At 36.5% G+C, this 11,681-nt stretch carries 11 protein-coding genes and 1 pseudogene; 11 read left to right on the plus strand and 1 reads right to left on the minus strand.

Going from position 1 to position 11,681, the window contains the following annotated elements:
- The 9 genes and pseudogenes from AXF17_RS09410 to AXF17_RS02925 all read left to right on the plus strand — a co-directional run.
- Positions 1–457 (plus strand): response regulator transcription factor (locus tag AXF17_RS09410; protein ID WP_237049068.1); only part of this gene is annotated, 457 nt, incomplete at its 5' end.
- A complete protein-coding gene (locus AXF17_RS02885) occupies positions 429–1,775 on the plus strand; it encodes a sensor histidine kinase (protein ID WP_094233720.1) in 1,347 nt (448 codons plus the stop codon). The genes AXF17_RS09410 and AXF17_RS02885, both read left to right, overlap by 29 nt.
- 560 nt (positions 1,776–2,335) lie before the next feature.
- Positions 2,336–3,262, plus strand: a complete 927-nt coding sequence (locus AXF17_RS02895) for a hypothetical protein (RefSeq protein WP_207651576.1) — start codon at positions 2,336–2,338, stop codon at positions 3,260–3,262.
- 146 nt (positions 3,263–3,408) lie between these two features.
- Entirely contained in the window at positions 3,409–4,578 is a 1,170-nt protein-coding gene (locus AXF17_RS02900; protein ID WP_094233722.1) for an Ig-like domain-containing protein, read from the plus strand.
- 111 nt (positions 4,579–4,689) lie between these two features.
- Positions 4,690–5,346 carry a Cna B-type domain-containing protein gene (locus AXF17_RS02905; RefSeq protein WP_257789617.1) on the plus strand — a complete coding sequence of 219 codons (657 nt, stop codon included), beginning with the start codon at positions 4,690–4,692 and terminating at the stop codon, positions 5,344–5,346.
- Between the two features lie 386 nt (positions 5,347–5,732).
- Positions 5,733–6,857 (plus strand): annotated as a pseudogene (locus tag AXF17_RS02910) (IS1249 family transposase).
- A gap of 257 nt (positions 6,858–7,114) precedes the next feature.
- Complete coding sequence (locus AXF17_RS02915; protein ID WP_094233724.1) at positions 7,115–7,501, plus strand: C-GCAxxG-C-C family protein; 387 nt, start codon at positions 7,115–7,117, stop codon at positions 7,499–7,501.
- Positions 7,502–7,561: 60 nt separating this feature from the next.
- Complete coding sequence (locus AXF17_RS09790) at positions 7,562–7,798, plus strand: ATP-binding cassette domain-containing protein (protein WP_334293361.1); 237 nt, start codon at positions 7,562–7,564, stop codon at positions 7,796–7,798.
- A 710-nt stretch (positions 7,799–8,508) separates the two neighbouring features.
- The gene (locus tag AXF17_RS02925) at positions 8,509–8,919 is read left to right on the plus strand and encodes a flavodoxin (RefSeq protein WP_094233725.1); all 411 of its coding nucleotides are present in this window, start codon (positions 8,509–8,511) and stop codon (positions 8,917–8,919) included.
- 400 nt (positions 8,920–9,319) lie between these two features.
- Here the strand turns inward: AXF17_RS02925 and AXF17_RS02930 are convergent, their stop codons facing one another.
- Positions 9,320–10,195 (minus strand): CPBP family intramembrane glutamic endopeptidase, encoded by an 876-nt coding sequence (locus AXF17_RS02930; protein ID WP_094233726.1) that lies wholly within the window; start codon positions 10,193–10,195, stop codon positions 9,320–9,322.
- Between the two features lie 248 nt (positions 10,196–10,443).
- Here AXF17_RS02930 and rbr point away from each other — a divergent pair, with 248 nt between their 5' ends.
- Positions 10,444–10,989 (plus strand): rubrerythrin, encoded by a 546-nt coding sequence (rbr, locus tag AXF17_RS02935; protein ID WP_094233727.1) that lies wholly within the window; start codon positions 10,444–10,446, stop codon positions 10,987–10,989.
- 168 nt (positions 10,990–11,157) lie between these two features.
- A partial coding sequence (locus AXF17_RS09415) for an ABC transporter ATP-binding protein (protein ID WP_237049069.1) occupies positions 11,158–11,681 on the plus strand: 524 nt, incomplete at its 3' end.

The raw sequence follows: 11,681 nt of genomic DNA on the forward strand, positions 1-11,681 counted from the left end.
TCCAGTCTTAATGTTGACTGCCAGAGATACATTACAAGATAAAGTAACCGGTTTGGATGCAGGTGCAGATGACTATCTAGTTAAACCTTTTGAATTTGATGAACTGCTGGTAAGAATTAGAGTTCTACTTAGGCGTCAAAACAGGGAAAACCTTACAAGCACAGTGCAGTTCGGTGACTGTTGTCTTGACTTTGTAAAAAAGACGGTTACCAAAAACTCTGTTCCGATTGATCTAACATCTAAGGAATATGAACTACTAGAATGCTTAGTCAGGCATCCCAATGTTATTTTGAGCAGGGAACATATTAGAGAACACATATGGGATTTCGATTATGAGGGAGAATCCAACATCATCGATGTCTTAGTCAAAAACATTCGCAAGAAACTGCAAGATCCGTCAGTTATTCAGACTAAAAGGGGTATGGGTTATGTTTTCAAATCAAAGGAAAGAAGTTAAGCCACATTCCATTGTTTCTAGAGTGACACTTTGGTACACAGTATTTATAGCATTGATTTTCGTAGTGATGTTTGTGGCGGCATTTGCCATATCCGATACGTGGTCTAATTATATTGTCCGAACTGAACTTGAACACGAGACGATGGAGTTATCAACAGAGCTGGATGACTACGAAGCATTTGAAGATGGGATTTACTTTGCCATTTACAATCGGGATAAGACGCTAGAGAAAGGCACCCTTCCTAGAGGGTTTGATGCAAATGCACCATTTGCATCTGGTAAGCTTTCCCAATATAGTTCATCTGAATACAAATTCTATTATTTTGATGTGTATAATAGTGAAGAACAAAAATGGGTCCGTGGAATTCGTGTTATATCAGGTTTAAGCAAGGAACTGAGCTTGTTCCTATTATCTTTAGCAATATTTGCTCCAATTTCCATCATAATTATGGCCTTAGGCGGTAAAAGAATTCTGAATCGTGGATTTTTACCGATAAAGGATGTTACGCGAATGGCAGAAGATATTACAGAAAGTCGTGACTATACTAAACGTGTAGAGTACTCGTATAAACACCTATATATTGAAACTGCAAAGCTTGCCAATGTCTTTAATCACATGATCTCATCCGTTCAGACGAATTTTGATAAAGAAAGGCGGTTCAACCAAAACGTTTCGCACGAGCTCAGAACTCCGTTATCGGTCATTTTGGCTGAAAGTGAATTTGGGGGAAAATATGCCGATACTCTTCAAGCGTCCAGGGAGTCACTATCCATTATCCACCGTCAGGCGAAGCTCATGACGAGTATAACGGATCAAATTCTCGAGCTATCGAAAACACAACAATTGGATTGGTCTAATTTAGAGAGTTTGTCTCTTTCAGATTTAGTGTTTGAATATTGCGAAACTCATGAAAGGAAGTGGGAAGAATCGGATATTGCATTTGAAATTAAAGTTGAGACCGCATTATGGATTAGGGGGCATAAATTACTTTTAATAAGGATGATCGATAATCTAGTTAGCAATGCCTTAAAATTCACTGAAAGTAAAATATGGATAACATTGGAACACAGCCTTGATAAAGCTGTCCTAAAAGTGGCGGATGATGGCATTGGCATTTCGCAAGATCATTTGGCAAATATATGGGACCGATTTTATCAGGTTGAAGACTCAAGAAATAAGTCGCAAAACAGCGGAATGGGATTGGGGTTATCTTTTGTTAAAGACATCGCTGATCTTCACAGAGCGGAGCTTGATATAGTTTCAAAAAAAGGAAAAGGAAGTATTTTTATTGCTACTTTTCCGATAAATACTGATTAAAAATACAAAAAGAATCATGATTAAGTTGTAATATAAAAATAACTGCAACCAACGTAATCGTTGAGATTCCAAGACCTAAAATGCATGCGGTATTTATGAAATAGAAAGCGGTGAAGGACGACTTTCTTACAAAATATTTAAAGATCATGACGATCTATGTAATAATAAGCATAAAAAATGCAAATTAATGAAGCCTGTATTTACAATAGGTGAGTATAAGGAGTATCCATACATACAAGTGTGTAAATTGACTCTACTGGAAATTGAGAGTTATATGAAAGAACGTAAGTAATGCGTATGTTATTTGGTATAGATATTCTCATAAAATGTCTTTTCATACAGAACTTACTGTAACCTATGTTTAAAAATCAGTTTTAGAAACCGGTTTTCAAGCTTGTAACTATGGCATTATTGTTCGGTATGAGAATCGAGTGTTAACTCTGTTATTGGTGATGGCGAATTTTGAGATGGATGATATTTATTATTAACATTTGAATATAAATCCAGGAGATTAAGAAATAAAATTTATGTGGCGAAGAAAAATTATATATGATAATAGAATGCAATTAAGAAACAATGAGTTTTACCGGATAGTCTGTTGTATATTGATTTTAATCACTTTAATGAGTTTCCTGTGCGGTTGTGGTGATGTTAAGAAAGATAAATCTGCAAGAGACGATGCAAAAAAGCACAAAATGATATATGGCCTTACTATTGATGATGCGTGGTATGATGATACTAATTTAAATGATGTGTTACAGGGGTTGAAGAATTTAAAACATAAACCAACAGTGAGAATAGTTATGTCAATAGAGACAAACCCTTCTGAATATGTAAAACTTTTTAAATCTATAAAACCTTATGCAGATATTATGGCCTGCCCAGTGGATTCTTTTGAAATGAATAAATATGAAGACCGTGAAGGGTATCTTCAAAGATTTAAAACTTCTTATACATATTTGTCTAAATATGTTAATGTTTGGGAAGTTGGAAATGAAGTTAATGGAATAGAATGGATAAAACAGAAACCTGAACTTATTGTGGATAAGGTTTCTGCGGCAAATGAATTTATCAAGAGAAAAGGAAGCAAAACAGCATTGACGTTGTATTGTACCGATTCACCTCAGAGGGATATGATAGATTGGACGGAAAAAAACATTCCAACCGAATTGTCTGATTCTGTAAATTACTGTTTTGTAAGTTATTATGAAGATGATAATAAGGGTTATGAACCTAAATGGAAGAGTATATTTAAGAAACTTGGTAAAATTTTCCCATCAGCCTCTCTTGGTATAGGAGAGTGTGGCAATACCGCTGAAAGTGCAACTGAAAAAAGTAAAATCAAAATGGTAAAAAAGTATTATGGCATGCCCAAGCTCCACGAAAGGTTCGTCGGAGGATATTTTTGGTGGAACTGGGTAGAGGATTGCATACCTTGTAAAAACAACAAAATTTATGAAACTATTGATGAATATGGATTTGATTAATGCAGTTTTAATAAACAAATAGATTTCATGGTGTATATATGTTATTATGCGAATATCTGTACTATGCTGAACTATACGGACAGGTTATATAATCAGCTGAAAGTATAGATATTAATGATTATAAGGAAGGAAGGTCTGTAGTATTTATGAGAAGTAAAAAGTTTTTTAGCTTAATTTTATCTATGATAATGACATTAAGCTTTTTGTTTCAAGGTGTGGTTAACGAACCTGTATATGCGGGAGAAGTGGGTAATAATATAATTACAAGTGCATCTATCGCTAAAATTGACGGAAGCCCTATGACAGGAACAATAGCTGCATGGCAGGCGTTTCGTATTAATGTTGATTATAAATTACCAAACAATATAGTACATGAGGGTGATACGTCAACGATTATTTTACCTGCAGGGATTGTGTCCGCATCGCCGAGCACATTCCAAATTAAAGATGGTAGTAATATTGTTGCCAATGGAAAGCTGGTAGATGGTAATCCAACTAAAGTAATTCTAACATATACCAAGTATGTTGAAGGTAAATCTGACTTAGAAGGAAAGTTTTTCTTCAATGCGCAGATTGATAATAAAGTCCACAATACAGAAAAGACTATTCCCGTGGATTTAAGTAATAATGGGGAAACTGCTCATGCAGGAAACCTTAATTATAAGCCTAAGATAATTGAGCTATTACCTATTCTTAAAGCGGGATGGATGTGGAGCCAAGATAGTACGGTAGGAATTTACCAGATTAAGATTAATCAGAAGAATGAAGCATTTGTAAATGCTAAGGTTGTAGATGAACTTTTAGATTCAACTGCAAGCTACATTCCTGATAAAATGACCATTTATGAAGGTAAATGGGAATCTACCTATGGTGGAACCGGACTAGAACTGAAGGATAAAAAAGATGTAACGGAACAATATAAAGATAAAATTACATATAATGGCTCCAAATTTACACTTGATATCGGTAGTTCTCCTGGAGGTAAGGGCTTATTAATTGAATACCGCGTGAAAATACCTTATAAGCCGGTTGCCGGTGAAAAATTCAAGAATAAAGCAACTTTTACCAATAACAATAAAGATTACTCACATGGTGTTACTTATCAAATAATGGAAGCAGGTGGATCTGGAGAAGGTTATACATACTCTCTTGAAATCAATAAAAAGGATCCATCAGGTAATCCACTAAAAGGTGCTAAGTTCGATATTGTGCGTGTTCGCTCTGGACAGGTTGTAGGTAAGGTTGAAACGGATCTAAATGGATATGCCAAGATAAGTGGGTTGCTTCATGATGATTATATAATCCGTGAAACATAAGCTCCCAAGGGATATGTTTTAGCTGAAGACACGAATGTCGCTGCTACAGATTTTGATTCGACAACAAAAACAGTAAAGAAAACAATAATAGATAAAAAAGAAACCATATCCATACCTGTAACGAAGAAATGGGTAGGACCGGAAGGGACATCGGCAAAAGTCCGCCTGTTTGCAGGTAATGACGAGGTTGATTCGGTTACTTTAAATAAAGTCAATAACTGGAAGCATACGTTTGCAAATTTGGAAAAGTACAAAGATGGTAATGAGATAGTCTACACTATTAAGGAAGATGCTGTTGCAAACTACAAGACCAAGATAACAGGCGATATGGCATCCGGTTTCACAGTAACAAATACCAATGTAGAGAAGACAAAGGTTAATGTTACGAAGAAGTGGGTTGGCAAGGCAAAAGACTCTGTGAAAGTGAAGCTGATAGCAGATGGCACAGAAAAGCAGGAAGCAACACTCAGTGCGGCAACAAACTGGAAGCATGAGTTTGATAACCTACCTAAGTATGATGAGACAGATGGACACAAGGTTGTTTATACAATTAAGGAAGTGTCAATTGACGGGTACAAGTCTGTAATAAGCGGAAGTGCCGAAGATGGATATACAATTACCAATACCGAAGAAAGACCTAAAGTGCCTAATAAACCAAAATCACCAAAGACTGGTGACTCAAGTAATATCTCGTTATATGGATATATACTGATTTCTTCACTTCTGGCACTACTTGTGTTACTGGTTAAAAGAAAGAAACGAGTATAGGTACATCGTTGATAACATGGTGAAACAAAAGTATATAGAATCTGATAGCGAAATGCGATAATAACCAAATAGCGACCAATTCATTAATCACATGATGGTCGCTATTTTTATTGGGTCATCAAACTTTGATTACCCTAATTATAATAGGTATACTGCGCTGTTCTTCGTTGAGATCAAATGATGTAAAAAGTGGGTTATAGGACAAAAAGAGTTGGTGAAAACCGCTGTGGTCATTGAAATTTCAATGGCTACAGCGGTTATATCTTTTTTTAAAGAAGATACAGGATGGACAAAAAGAGTTGGTAAAAATGCTTGCAACCCTTGAAATTTAAAGGTGAATTAGGGTCATATCTTCCTTAGAAATGGTGTTCTAGGAGGATAGTAAAATGAAACGTGTTATTTGCCCTGTTTGTGGAAATATTTGTATAAAATATGGGAAGAATAAGTCAGGATCACAAAGGTGGCTTTGTAAGAAATGCAAGTCAATAAACACACCTAAAATAGATAATCTAACCAAGCAGCTTAATATATTTCTTAAGTGGCTTTTTAGCAAAGATATTCAAAAGGATATGCCTGGAGGTGGTCGTACCTTTAGGAGAAAAACCTACAAATTTTGGGATATATGGACATTACCGCCAGTTGTAGAAGAACAGCATTCAGTAGTGTTCGTAGATGGAATTTATCTATGCCGCAATGCCTGTGTTTTAATTTGCTGTGACAGAAATAATGTGCTTGGTTGGTACTTATGCCGCTATGAGCATGCAAATGCATGGATCTCATTAATGTCCAGGATTACTGAGCCTGCACTTGTAGTTTCGGATGGAGGAAAAGGATTTCATAAGGCTTTAAAAAAGGTATGGCCTCATGCAAAGCACCAGAGATGCCTTTTTCATGTGTTTTCTCAAGTAAGAAGATATACTACAACAAGACCTAAAACCCTTGCTGGGGCTGAGTTATATGCTCTTGCTAAAAGACTACTCCACCTAGAAACTAGATCTGAAGCAGATAAATGGGTAGATGAATTCTTAGATTGGATGAGAAGACACAACAAGTTTCTGAGTCAAAGGTCACTAGATGAAAACGGCAACTGGAGAGCAACGCATGAAAGACTTTTAAAGGCACAGAGATCTCTTTCTAGGTTGGTAAAAGAAGGCACTCTATTTACTTACTTGGATGAAGATTTAATAGCTGAGATAGGTAAGGTTCCATCTACAAATAACCAGATAGAAGGCGGTATAAATGCAAGGCTAAGAGCCTTGCTAAGGAATCACCGTGGACTATCTGTTGAAAGAAGAATAAAAGCGGTCTTTTGGTGGTGCTATGTGCACTCACCAAGACCGCTTTCCGTGTCTAAACTATTAAAAGTAATGCCAACGGACAAAAGTATTGCAGCGATATACCAGAAGATTTCAGAGTTAGATAAACGCACTTAATCTATCCCTACATGGGGAGATGCGGTGGTCTGGGGAGAGCTGCATAAGTCATCTGAATTTCAGAATTATTGGGATTAGTCACCAACTCTTTTTGTCCTATAACCCTAAAAAGTAATTAATTACTAGAAAGTTGTCCGAATTATCAGATAACTTGTTTTTATGAATTCGCATTGTTACCTTATCTTTTCGTCATGCGAGTGATATTATTAACATTAGCAGGTTGATATTCAGCCTTGGTACGATATGTACACTATGTATGAGAAAAGAAAGAACAAAAATTCAAAGATAGAATTAAGATAATAATCAATTTATAAAAGGCAGAAAGGTAAAAGCTAATGAGTAAAAGAGGCGAGTTTTCAGTAGAACTTAAACACAACGGACACAATTGTGCGCAAGCAATTGCTTGCACATATGCGGATTGTGTTGGAGCGGATAAAGATATGCTGTATTCTATAGGACAAGGCTTCGGTGGCGGACTCGGAGGTATGGAAGGTCACTGTGGATGTCTATCCGGGGCAGCTATGATTTTAAGTCTAAAGAATGATAATAAAGCAAAGACTGCAGGTGAGATTCGCAATTTGACTAAAGCTTTTAAGGATCGTAATTCGACGGTGGTCTGCAAGACACTTAAGGGAATTGATGGTGGTAAAGCTCTCCGTAGTTGTGATGACTGCGTAAGAGATGTATGCGAGTTTATCGAGCAATTTCTGGATATAAAGTAAGGAGTAGAGTATGAATTAGCTAATGAGCTAATCATACAAGTTATTATGGCGTATATAGAGATGAGACATTGCTACAAGCGATATACGGCCGGAGAAGTTGAAGTCATAGCCAATAACGATATCAATTTCGAAATCAACAAGGGTGAGCTGGTAATAATTCTTGGTGCGTCCGGTGCCGGTAAATCCACGATTCTCAATATTCTCGGCGGCATGGATACAGTCAGCGAGGGAGTCATACACCATCAAAGTGAGCGGCATTTCCGAGATGTATGCAGGTCATTATATATTTTTAAGTGACGATTACTATGCGAAAGTGTGGGGCAAGACTCCTGCTGCAAATGCATACATGGTAAAGATTAATGATGGATACCGGCATTAAAACTATTAGAGAGCAAGTGAAAAGAGGCACTACATATAGATGTTTTTGGAAAAAATAATGCAAATGTAGAAATTTTATGCGAACTCACAACAGATGAGCTCGTTTTATTGTTTTAATAAACAAAAATTGCCCAGACATCAAACAAACAATTGTAATAAACATACAAAAATACATGATAATGCATTGACAAAGCGAAACAAACAGATAGAATATACGTAAACATAAATAAGATTTTAGTGATCGACAAATAATCTTGATTAAGGAGGGAAATGATATGGTAAGTGCAACATTTGGTTTAATAATTTCGGGAGGATGTATGGTCTTATCTTATAGTTTAATCAAGATGGTATATAACAGAAGTAAATATGGTAGAGCATTCCACTAGGAATCATACCATCGACAACATTTTCTCTATATTCCTAAAATGTGAGGAGCGAGCTGAGGGTGCTCGCTCCTCACATTTTTCATATCTTTAAATGATTCGAAAGTGATTCTTAAATAGATTTTCAAAAAAATAAATATGAAAAATTGCAAAAACCTCTTTACAAAGTTAGACGCCTCTAATATAATAACAACTAGTTAGAGATAACTAACAACAAACAGTATATAATTACCAGGAGGTGTTTACATGTTCGTAGTGTATTGGAGTGCTACAGGCAATACTGAAGCGATGGCCAACGCTGTTGGCGAAGGTATCGGTGCTGATGCTAAAGTTGTGTCTGTATCTGAGATAAGCGTTGCAGATGTAAAGGCTGAAGACAAACTTGCTCTAGGATGCCCTGCTATGGGTGCAGAGGTGCTGGAAGAGGAAGAGTTTGAACCGTTCATCGAGGAACTGGAAGGTTGTTGTTCAGGTAAGAAGATTGTTCTATTCGGATCGTACGATTGGGGCGATGGCGAGTGGATGCGTTCTTGGAAGGAACGTATGGAAGGTGCCGGTGCTGTAATTGTAGAAGAACCGGTGATTTGTAACAATGAACCTGACGATGAAGGAATAGCACAGTGCAAGGCTCTTGGAGAAGCATTGGTAAACGCTTAGTAATATCTAAAGCGGATGAATGTGATCAAAGAAGCAGTATTCAAAGAATCGTACAGATAATGCAAATATACATGTAAATATATGATTGTATTTAACAATCATAAGCAAATTAATCCAAGACCATAATAATCATACTTTCAACCTACATATTTAAGTCATTTTGTTAATCGCCAAAAGTCGGAGGCTCATGCCTCTGGCTTTTGGTTTATGCGATATTAATGTTTTAGTACAATCTTATAACGCGTTCGCTTTACTCAAAATTATCACTCAAAAATCTTGCGTAATATGTTCTCAATCGAAGCAGATGCTGTATTTATGAAAACTATATTAATAAACAATGAATAAGGGCAGAAGTACACTTAGAAGATTGTGTAAATATGGAATTATCGGTAGTAGTGTACTATCTTGTTATATTACATTTGTGGATGCACCTGCGATATACATATGTCATTAGAGCTAAACTAAGTAATTGAACTATGATGGACATAATGCTTCCCTCAAGACCGAACCCCGTATCGTAAGCAAAGCTACCTCTGGAAGAATTTTGATCTAATACAAATATTGAATATGATGGCAGTGAGCCACTATTAGGAAGCCCCAGCAATATGTTCTGTGTGAAGTTCCAGGTAGCGTGGCATCCCATAGCCATCCAAAGGCTGTCAAAATAGTGAATTATCGCACCAAATACAAGACCTGATATAACGAGATCTACCATCGGAAGAAAGGAAACATGATCATTTCCAAGATGAAGGACCATAAAAACTACCGCAGTAATTACCGTTGGCGCCCACGGATGATGGTACTTATATGTAAGCCTCTGATACATGAAACCGCGGCAGGCAAGTTCTTCTGCTGAAGACTGAATGAACACAACTATAAACATTAGTATAATAGGAAAGAACTCAAACTTGTCGAAGCTGAGTTTTATATCTCCGTGAAGGTATGCAGTAAGAGCACAAGTACCATTCATGAGAACTCCAAGGCCAAATCCTACAATTAGGTTTTTGAATGTGTTGCCGCCATTTTTATACTTTACTTTATCCAGTATAAAGCGATTTTTTTTGATGATTACAATTGTTAATATGAAGACTAACCACATAGCCCAAAAAGAGAAATATAGGTTAAATGTCTTAGTGTAGCTGGTGCTGAATAACGTACCGTTTATAGAGGTCATCGGCATAAATTCGCTCAATACTATGAGCATAAATGTTAGGATGGAAATCCATATTGCATTATCTCTAAACCCATACTTCTTGATGTTTTTATCTGTCGTCATAGTTGTTATACTTCCTTTAAAATTAAATTTTTATAGATAAATACCATGTGTTTTAATAACATAAAATCAATAAATTATATCATATTTAGTTGTGTAAGCGTTGTATATCAAAATGTGCAGCTAAGTGAAAAATAATTCATGCAAATAGTTTTGCACAACTGATTATAAAGTAGTATAATCTAAATGAAACGGATGCAACTGATTGATGCATTTGAGATTAACAAAATACATAAAGGGGGATAAATATTATGGCAAATAAGAAGTACGCAGGAACACAGACAGAGAAGAATCTAGAAACAGCTTTTGCTGGTGAGTCGATGGCTCGTAACAAGTATACATATTTTGCATCAAAGGCAAAGAAAGAAGGATTTGAGCAGATTGCTGCACTATTCCTCAAGACAGCTGAAAACGAGAAAGAGCATGCAAAGCTATGGTACAAAGAGCTTAACGATGGTGTAGGTAATACTGCATTTAATCTTGAGGATGCTGCTAATGGCGAAAACTACGAGTGGACAGACATGTATGAAGGTTTCGCAAAGACTGCCGAGGAAGAAGGTTTCCCAGAGTTAGCAGCTAGATTCCGTCTAGTAGGTGAAGTTGAGAAACACCACGAAGAGAGATACCGTGCACTTCTCAAGAATGTAGAAATGAAGGAAGTATTCGAGAAAAGCGAAGTTAAGGTATGGGAGTGTCGAAACTGTGGACATATCTGTGTAGGAACTAAGGCTCCTGAAGTATGTCCAGTTTGCGCTCACCCACAGTCATTCTTCGAAGTTCACGAAGAAAACTATTAAGGAGATAGTCCATACGGCTTATTCGGGCTTCGGTTTACCGAAGCCTTTTTTATTTGACTTATTCTATAGAGTTTAAAGTTTGACAACATACAATAGAAGAGTATACTTTTCTAAAATACTTCGATATAGTGAAAAGAACAATTGAAATTAACCTAGTGAGGCAAGTATATGATTGAAGTACGTGAAATAAGAAAAGAATACAAGATAGGTGATTTTATTCAAAAAGCACTGGATGGAATTTCAGTAGCTTTTAGAGATAATGAATTTGTAGCTGTTCTGGGACCCTCTGGATCAGGAAAAACCACACTGTTAAATATTTTGGGTGGACTTGATACTGCCAACTCAGGAGAGATAGTTATTAATGGTGTTTCGACTAAAGAGTATAACTCGGCAGATTGGGATAAGTATAGAAACCATAGAATAGGATTCGTTTTTCAGAGCTACAACTTAATTCCTCATCAAACAGTAAGATCAAATGTTGAACTTGCGATGACTCTATCTGGTGTAAAAATAGAAGAGAGACGATTGAGAGCTGAGAAGGTTATTGAGGAAGTGGGACTAAACGGACATGAAGATAAGAGACCGAGTCAACTTTCTGGTGGGCAGATGCAAAGGGTTGCAATTGCGAGGGCATTAGTTAATAATCCTGAGATTGTTTTGGCAGATGAACCTACCGGTGCCCTTGATACTGA

This window comes from Mogibacterium pumilum (genome assembly GCF_002243385.1).
In the GTDB taxonomy this organism is placed as follows: domain Bacteria; phylum Bacillota; class Clostridia; order Peptostreptococcales; family Anaerovoracaceae; genus Mogibacterium; species Mogibacterium pumilum.